The sequence below is a fragment of the Neobacillus sp. GCM10023253 genome, assembly GCF_042653105.1.
Classification (GTDB): domain Bacteria; phylum Bacillota; class Bacilli; order Bacillales; family Cytobacillaceae; genus Neobacillus; species Neobacillus citreus.
The window spans coordinates 173,599-191,570 of record NZ_JBHSHV010000028.1 but is presented as its reverse complement, the minus strand read 5'-3'; the positions used below and the strand labels follow the sequence as shown (position 1 = coordinate 191,570).

Here is a 17,972-nt window from a genome sequence, read left to right as displayed (position 1 = left end):
GAAATTTATGTTCAAGAAGCGTTTTCTTGCAACCGCTTTATCTGGTGTACTTGCCCTTTCAGCATTAGCTGGATGTTCAGACAAAGAATCAAGTAAACCGGCTGAAGGCTCCAAAGACAAAAAGACTGTAGAATTATCCTTGATGTTAACACCTCAATGGAAGGGTGTTATGGATGCAACAGAACAAGGAGCTGACTATGATAGCTTCTTCAAGCATGCAGCAGAGAAATTTTCCAAGCAATATAAGGACTATAATGTAAAGGTTAAGGTTGAAGTCGTTGCCAGTGAACAACGGGACGAACTGTTAAACGTTAAGTTAAACGGTGGCACCCCGCCAGATATCTTCTTTGAAAATACGTTTGCTATGGGTGACTACGCTCATCGCGGTGCATTAGTGCCATTAAACGATATTGTTGATGACGCAGCAAAGAAAGATATTGATCAGAACTACTGGGATACTGTTACATTTGGAAAAGATATTTACTTCTATCCATTCTCCCATATGCCAGGTACATTTGCTTACAACGCTGATATGTTAAAGGCAGCCGGACTTGAAAAATATATCGGCGGCGAGAATGAAATTAAAACGTGGACTCTCGATGAATATGAAACTATTTTAAATACTCTTAAAAAGGACTTGCCTAAAGACAAATATCCAAATGCCTATCCAATGGGATTATATGCTCTTAACAACCAAGCGGATACTTGGAACCTAGCGTATTTAAGAATGTTTGGCAATAAGTTCTTTGATAAAAAAGGCAATATTGTCCTTGATGATGCTAAAGGTGTGAAAGCTGCAGAATGGTTAAAGAAAACCTATGATGCTGGTTTAACCAACCCTGGTGCCGAATCAGTTTCTTCAAACGACGTACTAGCTATGTTTAAGAACCAAAAAATTGCTATTGCTTTCACTAACTCAGTACTATTTAACAACACAAAAGCTGAGATGGAACAAGGCAAGGCTCCTAAGTTCGATATCAGACTTGCAAACATTCCTTCTGAAAGCGGCGACCCATTAACATTTACTTATGTATCAGGTGCAGCCGTATTTAACACACAAGATGAAACTAGAATTAAAGTAAGTAAGGATTTTGTAAAATTCTTCTCAACTGACCCTGAGCTAGTAAAAGCATCTAAAAATGGTGTTCCTGTTAGAACTTCAGTCGCAAATGAGTTCAAATCACAAAATCCATTATTTGCAGCATATGACAAAAACGCTCAGTATTTATTCAACTTTACAGGAAGCGTTCCTGGGTACAGCCAGTTAAGACAGGTATTATTCCCTGAACTGCAAGCTATCTATACTGGTCAAAAATCACCTGAACAAGCAATCAAAGATTATCAGAAGAATGGTAATCAAGTAATTAAAGATGCAAAAGAAAACTCGGTGATTAAATAACCTTCAGCGTTATAAATAAAAGCTTAAGCCCCGATATTGGGGCTTAAGTTTTAGAAAGGTTGAGGCTTCTTATGAATTTCAACAAGCATGCTTTAAAAGAGAATTTGACGGGATACCTGTTTATTGCTCCACAGCTTATACTCTTCTTGGTATTTCTCGTTTATCCAATTATTGAAGGAATTCGATTAAGCTTATATCGGATTAACTATACGAATGAAGTTTTTGTCGGTTTTGAAAACTATCAAAAGTTATTTGAGAATCCGGTCTTTGTAAAATCAACTATAAATACTGTCGTATTTGTTATTTTTATCGTTGCTTTAACTGTTATTTTTGCCCTATTCGTATCAGCGGCTGTTTTTGATAAAAATGCGAAATATGTTTCTTTCATTAGAGGAAGCTATTACATCCCGGTAATGGTTTCAATGGTTGTCATGAGTATGGTTTGGAGCTTTTTGCTTAATCCGGCTAATGGTCTCATTCCTTATATTGCAAAACAGATGGAAATGTCATCAATCAATTTCTTGGGCAACCCTAAAACCGTATTGCCGGTCATCATTTTTGTAACCTTTGCAACTAACGTTGGTCAAGCGATCATACTTTATATAGCATCGATGATTGGAGTTCCAAAGGATTTATTCGAGGCGGCAGAGGTTGACGGTGCCAGCCGAACGACGATCATTTTTAAGATCCTAATTCCAATGGTAAAGCCTACTACCATCTATATTATTATCATGAATATAATTGCAGTATTAAAAATATTCGTTGTCATCCAGCTCTTAACGGGCGGCGGACCAAATAATGCTTCTACAACGCTCATGTATTTCTTATATAATAACGCGTTTAAGTTCAATCAACTTGGAATTGCTTCCGCTGTTGGTGTCATTATGTTCTTAATTACATTAGTGCTATCGGTTCCACAATTAAGAGCAATGTTTAAGAAGGATTGAGGTGACAGAGCATGTTGAAAAATAAAAATAAAAGAAAAAGAGAAACGGTTGACGTAGTTGCAAACGTGATCATTCTTTTCTTTGCAATCCTAAACCTGTTTCCGCTCTACTGGTTATTTACGAGCTCGTTAAAAAATAGTGCGGATGTTATCAAAATGCCGCCGGATTGGTTTCCAAAAACCATATCCTTCAGCAACTATGTGGATGTATTCCAAAATCAGCCGGCATTAAAATGGACATTTAATAGTATTGTTGTATCACTTGTCTCAACCATTGCAGTTATCGTAGTCAGTTCCCTGGCAGCCTATGCTTTTTCAAAGCTGCATTTTAAAGGGAAAAATGTTATTTACATTATCTTTATCTCAAGCTTAATGATTCCAAAAGAGGTTATGATTGTTCCATTGTTCAGAATTATTCAAGACTTAGGTATGGTCAATTCGCTAAATGGCATGATTTGGCCAAACGTCGCAACCGCTTTTGGTGTATTCCTGCTAAAAGGATTCTTTGATTCGATACCTGACTCATTACGTGAGGCGGCCAGAATTGACGGTGCAGGTGAATTATATACCTTCTACAAAATTATTTTGCCAATTGTAAAACCGGGTATTGGTGCATTATTTATTCTAAACTTTGTTCAGGTATGGAACGATTACCTATGGCAGCTGGTGGTTGGCCAGAGTGAAGAATCGAAAACTTTAATGGTTGGTATTGCTTCATTAATGCAGGATCTAAATCCAAACTTTGCTTACAAGATGGCAGGAGCTACTGTTGCTGCAGTTCCAATGCTGTTAATCTTTATTTTCTTCCAAAAATACTTTACTAAAGGCTTAGCAATTGGGGCAGAAAAGGGATAAAATTCAACTTGGAGATGCTTTTAAATGGATAATAAGGATAAAATTTTTGAACAAGTTAAAGGTAAATTAATCGTTTCGTGTCAAGCTCTTCCAGAGGAGCCGCTGCACAGTCCATACATTATGGGGAGAATGGCGTATGCGGCCAAGCTTGGGGGAGCGTGCGGCATCCGCGCTAATAGTGTAGAAGATATTAAGGAAATCAAAAAAACGGTTGATTTGCCGATTATCGGAATTATTAAACAAGTTTACGATGGGTCTGATGTATTTATAACACCTACAATGGAAGAAATTGACCTTCTTTACCGTGAGGGTGTGGACATCATTGCTTTAGATGCTACAAAAAGAGTCCGACCAGATGGCACGACGATTGAAGAGGTATTTCCTAAAATAAAAGAAAAGTATAAAGATCAACTCTTTATGGCCGATTGTTCTACTTATGAGGAAGGTATGACAGCCTATAAATTAGGCTTCGATTGTGTTGGTACCACCTTAAGTGGATATACAGAATATACAAAAGGAACGAGCCTGCCGGATACAGATTTAATAGGGAGCTTAGTTCGTGAACTGCCCATTCCGGTAATTGCTGAGGGAGGTATCTGGACACCTGAGCAATTAAAAACTGTTTTTGAGCTTGGGGTTCATACCGCGGTGGTTGGAACCGCCATTACAAGACCGATGGAAATTACCAAAAGATTTGTTCACGTTATTCAATAATGGAGAAAATTTTTTCCAACATGAATCCCCCGAGTTTCTCGCGGGATTCATGTCTTCTTAGGTAGATGCTGACGGGGAGTGGGAATTGTGGAAATATTAGCTGTCGATATTGGAGGGACATCCATCAAGTTAGGCCTCTCCGACGAAAAAGGTAATATGAAGGTATTTAGAGAATATGATTCGGAAGCTAAAAAAGGCGGGCCATATTTAGTAGAAAAACTGATTCAGATTATTTCAGAATTTGACGGTTTTGATGCTATTGGCATCAGCACGGCGGGACAGGTTAACAGCGAAGAAGGGTACATTATTTATGCCAATGATAATATTCCGAATTATACAGGAACGCATTTAAAAAAGATTTTTGAGGAAAAATTTAAAGTTCCTGTTGAAATAGAAAATGATGTAAATTCAGCTGCGTTAGGTGAAAAATATTTTGGTGCCGGCCGAGGATTTAATGATTTCCTTTGTTTGACATATGGAACAGGAATCGGCGGTGCCATAATTGCTGATTCCAAGGTATACAAGGGTCATAAAGGAATTGCAGCAGAATTTGGCCATATTATTACCCATCCCGCAGGGAATCCATGTAATTGCGGTGGAAGAGGCTGCTATGAAACATATGCTTCCACATCAGCATTAGTAAGAATGGCATTAGTGATTGACAAGGAATGTATAAATGGTAAGATTATTTTCGAAAAAATAAACCAAGGTGATCAACAGCTGTTGAAGGTTGTCGAATCTTGGGCTCATGAAGCCGCGCTGGGGCTGGCTTCATTAATCCATATATTTAACCCTCCTGCTATTATTGTTGGCGGCGGGGTCATGGAACAGGAGTTTTTGGTTGAAAGGGTTTCTGCGAAAGTAAAAGAATTGATTATGGAGAGCTTTTCTGATGTGGAAATCATCAAAGCTTCTTTGGGAAATAAAGCGGGCATGCTAGGTGCCGTTTCACTTCATTTAACGAGCGGGAAATAGAAGGGGTGCTTTATGACAACGGTAGATATCTTTTCACTTATTCGGTCACGATATAATTCATTTACAAATACAGAAAAAAAGGTGGCGGATTACGTCCTCGAAAATATTAAGGATGTCATCTATATGTCGATTACGGACCTGGCTGACGCCTGCGATGTAGGCGAATCAAGCGTTTTTCGGTTTTGCAAAACTATGAATCTTAAGGGGTATCAAGAGTTTAAGATTGCATTAGCCCATAGCATTTCACAAGGTGAAGAAACACCGCAGATATCAGGTCAAATTACGATGCAGGATACAATTGGGGAGCTTGCCTCCAAGATTTTAACAACGAATGTAAGTGCCCTTACAGACACGTTTAACCTAATTAATGAGGACGATATATCAACAGCGATAGACTACATCATAGCTGCAGATAGAGTTCACTTTTTTGGAGTTGGCGCCTCTTTAATGACTGCGATGGAAGCTAAGAACAAGTTTATGAGGGTTACCAATAAAACAGAATGTTCCATTGATACTCACCTGCAAATAATGTCAGCTGCTTTGATGACGGATAATGATGTCGCTGTTCTGATCTCCTACTCCGGTTCAACAAAGGACACGATTGAAGTGGCAAGGGTGGTAAAAGAAAGAGGAGCAAAGATTATTGCGATAACTCGTTTTGCAAAATCCCCTTTAACAAGTTATGCAGATATTACCCTGCTTTGCGGAGCAAATGAGGGACCGCTTCAAGGCGGCAGCCTATCGGCCAAGCTTTCCCAGCTTTATTTGCTGGATTTGCTCTATGCTGAATATTTCAAAAGAACCTACAAAGAATCGACTGTTAATAAAGACAGTACAGCTAAAGCTGTCATTGAGAAAATGCTTTAATAGGAAGGCCTTCAAAAAACCATAAAGTGATGAAGCACTTATGTTTTTTTGGAGGCCTTTTATCATGTTTGCGGCTTGTGTTCTTTAATATTATGCAGATTTACGTCTTGAATGCTGGCTCCTACTTGAACTGCTTTTACAGTGGAATCCTGAATGACGACATCCCGAATCTCAACACCATCGGCCCCGTAATCTCCCCCAAACACTTTTATTCCGGCACCTGCAGTTTTAAAATTTTTAAATGAAACATTGTTTAGGGCAACATTTCTTGCCCGATATTGAATGGCAACGATTGGATTTCCTTTATAGTCATAGTCGGGATCGCCAATAAAAGTTACATGATTCAGCACCACATTCTTATAGGCGGAAACCACTAAACCACGCGGCGTGGATTCTTTATACAAATCTGTAAAAATAGGTGCGATGCTAGCCAGGTTTATCGCGAGAATATTATAGGCAGTCTGCGACTCCATGTCCGTGCTTTTGTGATGGCCGATATGCCGGAAGTTAAAGGACCGGTTATCGTTCAGGGAAATGTGCCCGACAATTTGCACGTTGGATGCCGCCGAAGAATTTTGATGCGCCTTGATTTCCACACCTCCAAAGCACCTGGCCGTGGAATTATTAACAAGGAGGACATTCCTCGACCCATCATCCACCTCAATCCCATTCGAGTTTGAAAATCCTTTCTGGTGGGCACGGCCGCTCGGGTCGCACATATGTGAATTTGAAATCCAAATATAATCACTATGGTGGGTGGTGATTCCGTCATCACCAAAGCCATGCCCGTTTAAATTATCTAGCCAGACATACTTGCTGCCACCGCGGGCCCGGAAACCATCACCGGCATAATTGTATAGGGTTGAAGTAATATCAAAGCAATGGAGTCCTGGATCAATGGCTTCTACGTCCTTTACCCACCCATATGTTACATTTGCATAGGTTAGGCAGCTGGAATGGTTCCCCCATGTACTTGTTTTGGCAGTATCCCCAAGTCTTTCGACATTCCAGTCCAGGCTAAGACCTTGCACGAAGATATGGTGATTTCCTCGCCAATGGTTTGTGTTGGTTACAAGTCTCATCCCTTTTGGTGCAGAGTCGTGCATCCGGATGGTCGTAACCCCTTTACCTGCCCCAATAAGGCATGTCCATGATGGGATGCGAATTCCCTTTATGTTGTATACGCCTGGCGGGACGATGACTTTTACTCGGCCATTTCCAATTGCCTTTTTAAAAGCTGAAGTGTTATCAGTGAATCCGTCTCCAACTGCCCCGAAATCTTCGACATTGACTTCCAACTTTATGCACCCCATAAGCTTAGTAAATTCCTGATCCAAACTATCCTTCCAGTTAGGAATGACATTCCCTTCTGAGTCAATAGAAAGTCTGGTTGGTTCTAAGCGTGCTGATGGTTTTGCTAGAAGCCGAAAAAGCCTTTCTATGATTCTTTGTTTAAAAGGAATTGAGGGATTTCTAGGATGGGAGGGGCTATTTTTTTTATAAAACGGCTGAAAAAGCTGTTCTGTTTCATTAAGGACCTTTTTAATGTCTAAGCGTCTTCCTGAAATTTGGGCAAGCAGCTCATTATTGCTGCGTGGATCATGATTTTTCTTTAAACATAACATCGTTGTTCACTCCAAGAATTGATGGCATGATATAAGTATTATAGCCCTTTTCCCTGCTGGCATGTCCTAAATAACCAATCCTGCTATTAATAATCCAATAGGGATTATGCTGACAACAAGCATTCTGGCAGTGCTTACCCTTCCGTATAAAACAATGGTTCCAATTTGTTTATCCCAAGTGGCGTACCCGTGTTTCTTTAAATCTTTATAGGAGAAACCAAAACAAATAAAATTAATGATGGGCACTCCTAGTCCCATTCCAGCTGCTGTTACAAAAATACTTCGTTTTAGTGCGGTTACAAAATTAATAGGTTCACCCGTAACCGTTTTTATACGTGTGTTTAACAGAGACTTACCAAGCGTATTTCCAAAGACAGAGAGAATGGCCGCCTCTACAAGGATATAAAGGATTAGACAAATCATGAATACGGTAATGGCTGAGGATTCAACGATGAACTTCGGAGAAAAAATAGAAACAAAAGCTATAAGGAAAAATGTAAAGAGGGCAAGATCAAAGAACCTGGCAAGAAATCTCACAAAGGGCCTTCCGGCAGGATAGGTATCCTTTTTGATTTCCTCCCAAACTAAGGCATAATTTATAGGCTTTTGTTCATTTAATTTATTGGGAACTTGAAATAAGTCTAGAGATTTTGCCATGCACCAACAATCCATATCTGAGGACCAAAGAAAGCTCTCCCCTGTTAAAACACCTTGTTCAAATAGTTTTTTTAATTCAAATAAGCCTATGGGCCCCTGTTGTTGATGGTCACGAATATAAAACCAGACATTACGGTCAAGTATATCCATTTCATCATTCCTCCCTAATTAGGTAAATTATACCATGGTAGTGAAAGGATAATTTCGGAACATTTTTTGACAATTTTTCAATCAAGGATATTTTTTTAAAAAGGAAAAATACTAACAAATGTTCGGGGGTGAAATGAATGAATCAAAAGGATTTTGAAAAAGTTTATGAACAATACAAGCAGCAAGGGGAGCAGCAGGCGCAGTCTGAGGCCGGGGAAACTAATCCGGATGGAAGGGAAGAGTTTGTTGCTGTTAAGAAAAATGATGATGGGGACATCATTGCTTTTAAGACCAACACTGGCCGGGAACTGGATTATCTGCAGGCCTTGGATGAAGCAAAGTCAGGAAGAATCGCCCATATTGATGTTTTTCATAAATACGGGAGAGATATTATCCGCAGCGAACCGGATGGTATTAAAGAAAATAATCTAGACAATTTACCTGAATTTTAATATTTGAAAAACTGAGTGGGAGGGGAGCCTGCTCAGTTTTTTGCTTTCCTAAAGCGTGGAATAATCCTGTCACGATATGCGGAAAATCAATATATACATTTAATAAAGGAGCCATGTTAATGCATTGGTATGAAAAGTTAAATCAATATTTTCCGGTTGAGGAAATGAAATCGCAGGAGCATATGGAAACGCTGCTCCGAGAGCGGTCCGATATTTACCATAAGGATGAGGGGCCAAACCATGTATTGATGTATGCCGAACTCGATAATTTTGTTTTTATTGATTATTTTTTTGTTTCGAGCAATGCCCGCGGGCAGGGTCTTGGGCATAAGCTTATCGAAAAAATGAAGCAAAAAGGGAAGCCAATTATTTTGGAAGTAGAACCGGTTAATTACCAAGACAGCGATACGGCCAAAAGGCTGCGCTTTTATAAACGGGAAGGCTTTGAGCATGCGGAATCCATTGGCTACGAAAGAAGGTCCTTGGCGACAAATGAAGTAAACAAGATGGAAATTCTCTATTGGGCACCGCATCAAGAGTCGGAGGAAATGATTTTTGAAGCGATGAAAAAAACATATAATTTGATTCATACCTATAAGGATGAACATTTTTACGGTGAATCCTACCAGCCGGCTGATGAGGTGTTGACCTTTAATGAAGAACCGGATAGTCAAAATATATTGGATCCTCATTAAGAGCAAGCCTTACACCTAATGTTTTTAAGAACAGCTATAAAAACAACGTAGCTGCAAAAGCAAATGAGCCTGATTTTCAGGCTCATTTTTTATGTTTATTTATGGGCAAGTTCGTATTCATTAATCTTATCTTCATAGGTTAAAGTAACACCGATTTCGTCCCAACCATTTAGGAGCATTTCCTTTGGGTATGGAGCGATGTCGAAAGTTAATTCAAAACCATCGTTGTCGTAAACCTTTTGTTCTTCAAGATTTACTGTAAGCGAATAGCCCTCAGTTTCTGCTTTTTTCATTATAGTTTGGACTTGATCTTCCGTTGCAGCGATGGCAAGGATTCCGTTCTTTACGCAGTTATTTTTAAAAATATCTGCATAGCTAGGCGCGATGATAACTTTAAAGCCAAAGTCCTGAACTGACCAAGGGGCATGCTCGCGGGAGGAGCCGCAGCCGAAGTTTTCACCGGCAACCAGGATAGAAGCACCCTTATATTGCGGTTGATTTAATTCGAAATTGGGATTTGGATTACCGTCATCGTCAAAACGCCAGTTATAAAATAAGAATTGGCCGAAGCCGCTTCGTTCAATGCGCTTTAAAAATTGCTTCGGGATAATTTGGTCTGTATCAATGTTTGAGCGGTTAATTGGACAGACAAGGCCTTGATGTATGCGTAATGGTTCCATTTCTACATAACCTCCTGAGCAGTGAACTTGCGGACATCGACGAAGTGGCCGGCAATTGCTGCTGCAGCCGCCATTTCAGGGCTGACAAGATGAGTGCGGGCCCCTTTACCTTGACGTCCTTCAAAGTTCCGGTTGGATGTGGAAGCACAGCGTTCACCAGATGGAATGATATCGTCGTTCATTCCGAGACACATACTGCAGCCCGCTTCACGCCATTCAAAGCCTGCTTCTTTAAAGATTTGATCCAAGCCTTCTTTTTCCGCTGCAAGCTTGACGCTGAAGGACCCTGGAACGACAATCGCAGTAACCGAAGGGTTAACCTTCTTGCCGCGAACGATGTTAGCTGCTTTACGCAGGTCGCTTAGACGTGAATTGGTACAAGAACCGATGAAGACATGGTCGATTGTTACGCTGGAAATCGGCTGCCTGGCTTCAAGACCCATATACTCAAGGGCACGCTGAATTTCGTCTTTATCACTTGGTTTATCTGTGTCATCCGGGCTGGGCACGTTTGCAGTTACCGGAATACACATTCCAGGATTCGTTCCCCAAGTTACCTGAGGTTCTACTTCTGAAGCTTCGATTTCAACAATTGTATCATAGGTGGCACCTTCGTCTGTTGCAAGGGACTTCCAGTCAGCAGCGGCTTCATCGAAAGCTTCACCTTGCGGAACGTGTCTTCTGCCGCGTAAATATTCGACTGTTGTATCGTCTGGGGAGATAAGTCCGGCTCTTGCACCGCCCTCAATCGACATGTTACAGACGGTCATGCGCTCTTCCATGGAAAATCCACGAATGGTTTCCCCTGTATATTCTATGACATAGCCAGTTCCAAATTTGACGCCGTATTTTCCGATAATCGCAAGGATTAAGTCCTTAGCGGTAACGCCTGTCCCAAGCTTGCCATTGACTTTGACATTCATCGTTTTTGGCGGTGCTTGCCAAAGTGTTTGTGTAGCAAGGACATGCTCGACTTCACTTGTACCGATACCAAAAGCAAGGGCACCAAATGCACCGTGTGTAGAGGTATGGCTGTCGCCGCAGACGATCGTTTTTCCAGGCTGGGTAAGACCAAGCTCAGGACCGATGACATGAACGATTCCGTTATCTGGGTGGTGAAGGTCTGCTAGCGTAATGCCGAACTCCTCACAGTTTTGCTGTAATGTATCGACTTGTTTTTTTGAAATAGGGTCATTGATTACAAGACGCTGGCGGGTTGGGATGTTATGATCCATTGTTGCATAAGTAAGGTCAGTGCGGCGAACCTTGCGCCCGGTCATGCGTAAGCCCTCGAATGCCTGAGGAGAGGTAACTTCATGAACGAGATGCAAATCAATATAAAGTAAATCCGGCTTTCCTTCTTCTTGATGGACAACATGCCGTTCCCAAATTTTTTGAATGATATTTTTTGGTGTTTGCATAGCTTCCTTCCTCACGTTTATAGATTTTTTGCCTGAAATAGCAGGTAAACTAGTATTCTCTTTAGAATAAACGCCAGGCCAATTCTGCACCAGCCTGGCGGTAACGTCCTTAAATTTAATAGTAGCAGCTTGCGATACACTTAGATGCGTTCAGTGTACGGATGTAGTCGACGATTAATTTTGTCATTTCCTCGGTGCCCACTTTGCGGCCGTTTGGAATCTGCAAATCAGCAGTATGATAGCCGGCATCAAGTACAGACTGGACAGCATCTTCGATAATTTTGGCTTCGTCCTCCAGTTCGAAGGAATACCTTAGCATCAAGGCAGCGGATAAAATCATCGCAACCGGGTTGGCTAGGCCTTTTCCGGCAATGTCAGGCGCTGAGCCGTGAACCGGTTCATAAAGTCCGACGCCAGATTCATTTAAGCTGGCAGAAGGAAGCATCCCCAGGGAGCCTGTTAACACAGATGCTTCATCACTTAAGATGTCGCCGAACATGTTCTCAGTGACAACAACATCGAAAGAAGCAGGGTTGGTGATTAGCTTCATTGCTGCGGCATCGACTAACACATGATCAACAGACACTTCAGGGTACTGTGCTTTTTTCTCCTCGACGATTTCACGCCACATCTTGCTGGATTCAAGCACATTTGCCTTGTCTACCGAAGTTAGCTTGCCGCGGCGACCTTGAGCAGCTTGGAATGCCTTATCTACGATTCTTTCAATCTCGCGGCGAGTATAAGCTAGAGTATCGACAACCGATTCGCCATTATCACGCCGTTCACTTGGAGTACCAAAGTAAATACCGCCAGTTAATTCACGGACAATAAGGAGGTCGCTTCCAGAAACGATTTCTTCTTTAAGCGGCGAAGCGTGAAGAAGATTTTTGAAGCCTTTGATTGGCCGTAAATTGGCATATAAATCAAGGGCCTTTCTGATTCCCAAGAGGCCTCGCTCAGGACGCAGATGGGACGGATTGTTATCCCATTTCGGACCGCCGACAGCACCTAAAAGAACGGCATCTGCCTGCTTGCAGGCATCAACTGTCGTTTCCGGTAGGGGAGTGCCGTATTGGTCAATGGCTGCTCCTCCGATTTCATGGGTTTCAAAGCTAAAAGTATGATTATATTCTTCTGCAATCGCCGTTAATACTTCCTTCGCGGAATGCATAACTTCCTTGCCGATACCATCACCGGGAAGTAAGACAATTCGTTTTTTCACTAGAAGCAACCTCCTTATTATTTTAAAAAATTTAGTTCCTAGCTTATCTCTGTATAATGCAGTAATCAGTATTACACCAGAACTTGCATTACAATTGTTTTATAGTGCAGCCGGTTCTTTAACACCGATTTTTTTGTTGAAAAAGACTCGGTTAACCGCGTTGATAAATGCTTTCCCAGATGCCTCAAGAACGTCTTGGGCAGAGCCGCGGCCGCTGACATTGACGCCATTTACGGTCAATTTGACATTTGCTTCAGCCAGGGCATCACGTCCTCGGCCGACTGAGCTTAAACTATAATCTGTTAGATGAATCTCTTCTTTAATAAGAGCATCTAACGTGTTAAAAAGAGCTTCTACACTTCCGGAGCCTGTGCGTGCTGTTTCCACTTTTTCACCGTCAGGAGTGGTTAATGCGACAGTAGCTGTCGGCAGGTTAGCTGAAGCATATTGAACCTGGAATGCGACTAATTCATATTTTTTCACATCGAAGCCCGAGGTTTGAATGTCTGTTAAGATCGTGAATAAATCTTCATCCGTTACTTCTTTTTTCTTATCTGTTAAGGACTTAAATGACTGGAATGCCTCATTTAATTTATCCTGCTCTAATTCAAAGCCCATTTGCTCAATTTTGTCTTTAAAAGCATGACGTCCTGAGTGTTTTCCAAGAACAAGGTCATTGGATCCGACACCAACAAGCTCTGGTGTAATAATTTCATAGGTTAACGTATTTTTTAACACGCCATCCTGATGAATTCCGGATTCATGTGCGAATGCATTTTTTCCGACAACGGCTTTGTTGCCAGGGACCTTCATTCCTGTAAAGCGGCTGACTAAGTCACTGGTGCGCTTGATTTCTTTTAACACAAGATCGGTTGTGTACGGATAAAAGTCCTGACGAATATTTAATGCCACAGCAATTTCTTCTAAAGCCGCGTTTCCAGCACGTTCACCGATTCCGTTAATGGTGCCCTCGACCTGAGTAACGCCGTTTTCAATAGCAGCCAATGAGTTGGCAACAGCCATCCCCAAGTCATCATGACAGTGGCACGATAATGCTACTTTATGGATGTTAGGCACGTTTTCGCGGATATAGCGGAACATGCGTCCATATTCAGCCGGTGTGGTATAACCAACGGTGTCAGGAAGATTGATGACAGTAGCGCCGGCATCGATTACCTTCGTAATAATTTGAACCAGAAAGTCTAAATCTGAACGTGAAGCGTCTTCTGCTGACCATTCAACCTGCGGGAAGTTTTTTCGTGCGTATTTCACCATTTCAACAGCGGTTTGCACGACTTCCTCAGGTTTTTTCATCAGTTTGTACTGCATATGGATAGGGGAGGTTGCAATGAATACATGCAATCTTGGTTCTGCAGCATCTTTTAAAGCATCCCACGCAATGTCAATGTCCGATTTAGTGGCACGGGCCAGACCTGTGACGGAAGAGTTTTTAATCGTTCTGGCGATGGCTCTTACCGCTTCGAAATCTCCTTGAGAGGAAGCCGGGAAGCCGGCCTCCATAATGTTAACGCCAAACCGTTCGAGCTGTCTGGCAATTTCCAATTTTTCAAGTTGGTTTAAATTTACACCAGGGGACTGTTCACCATCGCGTAAGGTTGTATCAAAGATGTTAACGTGAACCATTTACCACCACTTCTTTCTTTTGATTTACTGGCTTCTTAATAAATGGCATTAACGCACGAAGCTCGCGGCCAACCACTTCGATTTGATGGTTATTTTCGGCACGGTTGATTGCGTTGAATTGTGGGCGGTTAGCTTGGTTTTCTAAAATCCAGCCCTTAGCAAATGCGCCAGTTTGGATATCTTTTAGTACTTCTTTCATACGTGCTTTTGTATCTTCGTTTACAACGCGCGGACCTGATACGAAATCTCCCCATTGAGCAGTGTCAGAGATGGAGTAACGCATGTTTTCAAGTCCTCCTTCATATAGAAGGTCAACGATTAATTTCAATTCATGTAAACATTCGAAGTAAGCAACTTCTGGCTGATAACCTGCTTCAACAAGTGTTTCAAAGCCTGCTTTGATTAGGGCAGTTGTACCGCCGCAAAGAACAGCCTGCTCACCGAAAAGGTCAGTTTCAGTTTCTTCTTGGAATGTTGTTTCTAAAACACCTGCACGGGCAGCGCCGATTCCTTTTGCGTAAGCAAGCGCGATCTCGCGAGCCTGGCCAGTGTAGTCTTGGTAAACTGCATACAGTGCAGGAACTCCAGCACCTTCTGTATAGGTACGGCGAACTAAATGTCCAGGACCTTTTGGTGCAACTAAGAATACGTCAACATCAGCAGGAGGAACGATTTGGCTGAAGTGAATATTGAAACCATGTGCAAATACTAAAGAGTTACCGGCTTGAAGATTAGGCTTGATGCTTTCTTCATATACTTTTGGCTGCATTTCGTCTGGAAGAAGAACCATAACAACATCAGCTTCCGCAGTTGCATCAGCAACAGATTTTACTTCAACACCATCTTCAACAGCTTTATCCCAAGATTTTCCGCCGCGTAAACCAACAACTACATCAAAGCCGCTTTCTTTTAAGTTAAGGGCATGAGCATGGCCTTGAGAGCCGTAGCCGATTACCGCGATTTTCTTTCCTTGTAAAACTTCCTCTTGAATATCTCCGTTATATAGTACTTTAACCATTACAATCATCCTTTCAGAATTAAGAGTTATTTTGTTAGTGAGTATGCTGATAATTCATTTACTTGTGGCTGGTGGCCTCGTAAAAAGGCGGTCAAGCCGGTTCTGGCAACTTCTTTAATGCCGAATGGGCGAAGCAAGTCGATTAAGGCATCAATTTTATCAGGCTTGCCAGTAACCTGAACGGTAATGCTGTCTTTACATACATCCACAATAATCGCGCGGAATGGATCGATGAGCCCGTTAATCTCGCTGCGCAGCTGTGAACCAGATGTTACTTTGATTAGGGCGAGTTCCCGAGCGACAATGGCCTTATCGGTTATATCAGAAACCTTTAAAACATCGATCTGCTTGTTAAGTTGTTTCGTTACTTGTTCAAGGCGCTGCTCATCTTCTACTTCAACCACAAGAGTCATTTTAGAAACGCCTTCGATTTCAGTAGCACCAACGGATATGCTGGAAATGTTAAATTGACGCCTTTGGAGCAGTCCCGTCACGCGATTTAGAACACCGCTTCGGTCTTGAACAGTTAGTGTGATAATTCGTTTCATTCTGGTTTCACCCCAATCATTTCATGAAGCCCTTTGCCAGGAGCAACCATTGGAAAAACTTTTTCCTTCTGAAGGACTCGGGCATCAATGAGAACCGGACCATCATAGGCCATAAGCTCTGGCAGGGAGGCAACTAGGTCTTCTTGGTTATCAATTTTTGCACCGCGGATTCCGTAGCTTTCAGCCAGTTTGACAAAATCAGGCTGGGTATGAAGCAGGGATTCGGAAATGCGATTATCATATTGAAGCTCCTGCCACTGGCGGACCATGCCAAGTGCACCGTTATTAACAATAATGATTTTAACTGGCAGGTTGCGTTCGTAAATGACCGATAATTCCTGCAGTGTCATTTGGAACCCGGCATCTCCGACAATTGCCACTACGGTACTGTCTGGTTCAGCCATCTGCGCCCCAATCGCAGCAGGGAAACCGAAGCCCATTGTTCCAAGTCCGCCCGAAGTAATCCAGCGGTGCGGATGATTGAAGTTGTAGAACTGTGCAGCCCACATTTGATGCTGGCCAACATCAGTAGCGACAATCGCTTCACCATTCGTTACTTTATGAACTGCTTCGATTAGCCATTGCGGGCTCATGCCGTTTGGATCATGCTTATACCAAAGCGGAAAGTCCTTTTTATTTTGATTAAGAGTTTCCAGCCAATCCTCATGTGATGGGGAATCCGCTGCTTCTTCAATCAATTGTGTTAAAGCTGCTTTGGCATCGGCCACAATCGGAATTTGGGTTGGAACGTTTTTGCCAATTTCCGCAGGGTCAATGTCAATGTGCGCAACTTTTGCAAATGGAGCAAAATGCTTCAAGTTTCCTGTTAATCGATCATCAAAACGAGCACCGAAATTGATGAGCAAATCGCATTCGTATAACGCCATGTTAGCTGCATAAGTTCCGTGCATACCGCCCATTCCTAAGGAGAGCGGGCTGTCTGCCGGGAAGGTTCCAAGTCCAAGCAGGGTGGTTACGACTGGAATCTTATGATTTTCAGCAAACGCCGTTAATTCAGCGGAAGCTTTTGCATGGAGAACGCCAGCGCCGGAAAGAATCACAGGCTTTTTAGCTTTTGGAAGGGCCTCAGCAAGCTTCCGAATTTGCAATGGATTCGGTTTAATTGTTGGCTGATAGCCTGGCAGGTCCATGGCAGCTTCTCCTGGGTATGCCGTTAAAATTTCAGAAGAGATATCCTTCGGTACATCAACTAAAACCGGTCCTGGTCTTCCTGTAGAAGCAATATGAAAAGCTTCCTTAACAATTCTCGGCAGGTCGGCTACAGATTGCACTTGATAATTGTGTTTTGTAATCGGCGTGGTAATCGCCATTACATCTGCTTCTTGGAAGGCATCTGTTCCGATGACTGTCCGAGCTACCTGCCCTGTGAAAATCACAAGTGGTAAGGAATCCATCATGGCATCTGTAATTCCAGTAACCAAGTTCGTTGCCCCAGGACCCGAAGTGGCAATGACAACTCCAGGCTTTCCGGTAATTCGGGCATACCCTTCAGCAGCATGAATCATTCCTTGCTCGTGACGGAAGAGGACGTGCTTAATGGATTTTTGTGCCCGATAAATCGCATCGTAAATCGGCAGGACGGCACCTCCAGGATACCCGAATAATGTATCAACACCTTCTTTAATTAAAAGATCGATGAGAAGGTCTGCACCTGTTTTTGGTGCCGTACTGGTTTGGATTTCCAGCTTTGCTTCTGCTTTCACGTCATAGTTCCCTCCTTATGGGTAATTGAATATTTAAAAAACTAAATCTTCAACTGTGTTTAAACACAGTAAAAAAGGCCTGTTCTCTCCGAATAAACTGCAGTCAAGTACATCAAAAGCAGAATGTTCGGGGAGAAAAGGCCTTTCATTTTCTCGGTACCACCCGGGTTTTACAGTATCCTTACGAATACTGCCTCATGAAGCGACAACTAATCTAAAAGAAACGCTTCTTTTTGTAACAGGTGCTCTAAGTTGACACCCGGCTATACCTACTGAGTTAAAAACCGTTCAGAATAACACTCAGGGATGATGTCGGAGTAGGTTGTATTACTGGGCTTCCAGCAACCCCAGCTCTCTGAAAATACAAATTCCTACACCTT

At 42.2% G+C, this 17,972-nt stretch carries 17 protein-coding genes; 8 read left to right on the top strand and 9 right to left on the bottom strand.

The genetic code is table 11. From position 1 onward, the window contains the following. Positions 1-7: 7 nt before the first annotated feature. From ACFPA1_RS26140 to ACFPA1_RS26115, 6 genes are all read left to right on the top strand, one after another. A complete protein-coding gene (locus tag ACFPA1_RS26140) occupies positions 8-1,399 on the top strand; it encodes an ABC transporter substrate-binding protein (RefSeq protein ID WP_378587356.1) in 1,392 nt (463 codons plus the stop codon). 71 nt (positions 1,400-1,470) lie between these two features. Continuing rightward, a complete protein-coding gene (locus ACFPA1_RS26135) occupies positions 1,471-2,346 on the top strand; it encodes a carbohydrate ABC transporter permease (RefSeq protein WP_378587353.1) in 876 nt (291 codons plus the stop codon). Between the two features lie 11 nt (positions 2,347-2,357). After that, positions 2,358-3,200, top strand: a complete 843-nt coding sequence (locus ACFPA1_RS26130) for a carbohydrate ABC transporter permease (protein WP_378587351.1) — start codon at positions 2,358-2,360, stop codon at positions 3,198-3,200. A gap of 24 nt (positions 3,201-3,224) precedes the next feature. Then, the gene (locus ACFPA1_RS26125) at positions 3,225-3,914 is read left to right on the top strand and encodes an N-acetylmannosamine-6-phosphate 2-epimerase (RefSeq protein ID WP_213146479.1); all 690 of its coding nucleotides are present in this window, start codon (positions 3,225-3,227) and stop codon (positions 3,912-3,914) included. 87 nt (positions 3,915-4,001) lie between these two features. Further along, positions 4,002-4,889 carry an ROK family protein gene (locus ACFPA1_RS26120; protein ID WP_378587348.1) on the top strand — a complete coding sequence of 296 codons (888 nt, stop codon included), beginning with the start codon at positions 4,002-4,004 and terminating at the stop codon, positions 4,887-4,889. A gap of 12 nt (positions 4,890-4,901) precedes the next feature. Then, the gene (locus ACFPA1_RS26115) at positions 4,902-5,756 is read left to right on the top strand and encodes a MurR/RpiR family transcriptional regulator (protein ID WP_213146481.1); all 855 of its coding nucleotides are present in this window, start codon (positions 4,902-4,904) and stop codon (positions 5,754-5,756) included. A 62-nt stretch (positions 5,757-5,818) separates the two neighbouring features. On the opposite strand, the gene ACFPA1_RS26110 is transcribed toward ACFPA1_RS26115, so the two are convergent. Together ACFPA1_RS26110 and ACFPA1_RS26105 are read right to left on the bottom strand one after the other, a co-directional pair. Further along, on the bottom strand, positions 5,819-7,381 hold the full coding sequence (locus tag ACFPA1_RS26110) for a glycosyl hydrolase family 28-related protein (RefSeq protein WP_378587345.1): 1,563 nt from the start codon (positions 7,379-7,381) through the stop codon (positions 5,819-5,821). Positions 7,382-7,447: 66 nt separating this feature from the next. Beyond that, on the bottom strand, positions 7,448-8,188 hold the full coding sequence (locus tag ACFPA1_RS26105; RefSeq protein WP_378587342.1) for an RDD family protein: 741 nt from the start codon (positions 8,186-8,188) through the stop codon (positions 7,448-7,450). A gap of 137 nt (positions 8,189-8,325) precedes the next feature. Between ACFPA1_RS26105 and ACFPA1_RS26100 the strand changes: the two genes are divergently transcribed. Together ACFPA1_RS26100 and ACFPA1_RS26095 are read left to right on the top strand one after the other, a co-directional pair. Beyond that, positions 8,326-8,640, top strand: a complete 315-nt coding sequence (locus ACFPA1_RS26100) for a DUF3892 domain-containing protein (RefSeq protein ID WP_378587339.1) — start codon at positions 8,326-8,328, stop codon at positions 8,638-8,640. A 119-nt stretch (positions 8,641-8,759) separates the two neighbouring features. After that, positions 8,760-9,335 (top strand): GNAT family N-acetyltransferase, encoded by a 576-nt coding sequence (locus tag ACFPA1_RS26095; RefSeq protein ID WP_378587336.1) that lies wholly within the window; start codon positions 8,760-8,762, stop codon positions 9,333-9,335. Between the two features lie 95 nt (positions 9,336-9,430). Here the strand turns inward: ACFPA1_RS26095 and leuD are convergent, their stop codons facing one another. From leuD to ilvB, 7 genes are all read right to left on the bottom strand, one after another. Then, positions 9,431-10,015, bottom strand: coding sequence for a 3-isopropylmalate dehydratase small subunit (gene leuD, locus ACFPA1_RS26090; RefSeq protein WP_378587333.1), 585 nt, complete (start codon positions 10,013-10,015; stop codon positions 9,431-9,433). A 2-nt stretch (positions 10,016-10,017) separates the two neighbouring features. Further along, entirely contained in the window at positions 10,018-11,436 is a 1,419-nt protein-coding gene (gene leuC, locus ACFPA1_RS26085; protein ID WP_378587330.1) for a 3-isopropylmalate dehydratase large subunit, read from the bottom strand. A 115-nt stretch (positions 11,437-11,551) separates the two neighbouring features. Continuing rightward, positions 11,552-12,658: a 3-isopropylmalate dehydrogenase gene (gene leuB, locus ACFPA1_RS26080; protein ID WP_378587327.1), complete on the bottom strand. Its 1,107-nt coding sequence runs from the start codon at positions 12,656-12,658 to the stop codon at positions 11,552-11,554. Positions 12,659-12,757: 99 nt separating this feature from the next. Beyond that, the gene (locus ACFPA1_RS26075) at positions 12,758-14,302 is read right to left on the bottom strand and encodes a 2-isopropylmalate synthase (protein ID WP_213146489.1); all 1,545 of its coding nucleotides are present in this window, start codon (positions 14,300-14,302) and stop codon (positions 12,758-12,760) included. Further along, positions 14,289-15,320, bottom strand: coding sequence for a ketol-acid reductoisomerase (ilvC, locus tag ACFPA1_RS26070; RefSeq protein ID WP_213146490.1), 1,032 nt, complete (start codon positions 15,318-15,320; stop codon positions 14,289-14,291). Before ilvC ends, ACFPA1_RS26075 begins: the two co-directional genes overlap by 14 nt. Before the next feature lie 26 nt (positions 15,321-15,346). Then, the gene (gene ilvN, locus ACFPA1_RS26065; protein WP_213146491.1) at positions 15,347-15,868 is read right to left on the bottom strand and encodes an acetolactate synthase small subunit; all 522 of its coding nucleotides are present in this window, start codon (positions 15,866-15,868) and stop codon (positions 15,347-15,349) included. Next, on the bottom strand, positions 15,865-17,592 hold the full coding sequence (gene ilvB, locus ACFPA1_RS26060; RefSeq protein WP_378587322.1) for an acetolactate synthase large subunit: 1,728 nt from the start codon (positions 17,590-17,592) through the stop codon (positions 15,865-15,867). Before ilvB ends, ilvN begins: the two co-directional genes overlap by 4 nt. Positions 17,593-17,972 lie beyond the last annotated feature (380 nt).

Excerpts from the sequence above, each read along its gene's own strand:
- ilvC (WP_213146490.1), bottom strand. The coding sequence starts at position 15,320 with ATGGTTAAAGTACTATATAACGGAGATATTCAAGAGGAAGTTTTACAA.
- leuC (WP_378587330.1), bottom strand. The coding sequence starts at position 11,436 with ATGCAAACACCAAAAAATATCATTCAAAAAATTTGGGAACGGCATGTT.
- ACFPA1_RS26095 (WP_378587336.1), top strand. The coding sequence starts at position 8,760 with ATGCATTGGTATGAAAAGTTAAATCAATATTTTCCGGTTGAGGAAATG.
- ACFPA1_RS26125 (WP_213146479.1), top strand. The coding sequence starts at position 3,225 with ATGGATAATAAGGATAAAATTTTTGAACAAGTTAAAGGTAAATTAATC.
- ACFPA1_RS26130 (WP_378587351.1), top strand. The coding sequence starts at position 2,358 with ATGTTGAAAAATAAAAATAAAAGAAAAAGAGAAACGGTTGACGTAGTT.
- ilvN (WP_213146491.1), bottom strand. The coding sequence starts at position 15,868 with ATGAAACGAATTATCACACTAACTGTTCAAGACCGAAGCGGTGTTCTA.
- ACFPA1_RS26115 (WP_213146481.1), top strand. The coding sequence starts at position 4,902 with ATGACAACGGTAGATATCTTTTCACTTATTCGGTCACGATATAATTCA.
- ACFPA1_RS26110 (WP_378587345.1), bottom strand. The coding sequence starts at position 7,381 with ATGTTATGTTTAAAGAAAAATCATGATCCACGCAGCAATAATGAGCTG.
- leuD (WP_378587333.1), bottom strand. The coding sequence starts at position 10,015 with ATGGAACCATTACGCATACATCAAGGCCTTGTCTGTCCAATTAACCGC.
- ACFPA1_RS26140 (WP_378587356.1), top strand. The coding sequence starts at position 8 with ATGTTCAAGAAGCGTTTTCTTGCAACCGCTTTATCTGGTGTACTTGCC.
- ACFPA1_RS26105 (WP_378587342.1), bottom strand. The coding sequence starts at position 8,188 with ATGGATATACTTGACCGTAATGTCTGGTTTTATATTCGTGACCATCAA.
- ACFPA1_RS26135 (WP_378587353.1), top strand. The coding sequence starts at position 1,471 with ATGAATTTCAACAAGCATGCTTTAAAAGAGAATTTGACGGGATACCTG.
- ACFPA1_RS26100 (WP_378587339.1), top strand. The coding sequence starts at position 8,326 with ATGAATCAAAAGGATTTTGAAAAAGTTTATGAACAATACAAGCAGCAA.
- ACFPA1_RS26075 (WP_213146489.1), bottom strand. The coding sequence starts at position 14,302 with ATGGTTCACGTTAACATCTTTGATACAACCTTACGCGATGGTGAACAG.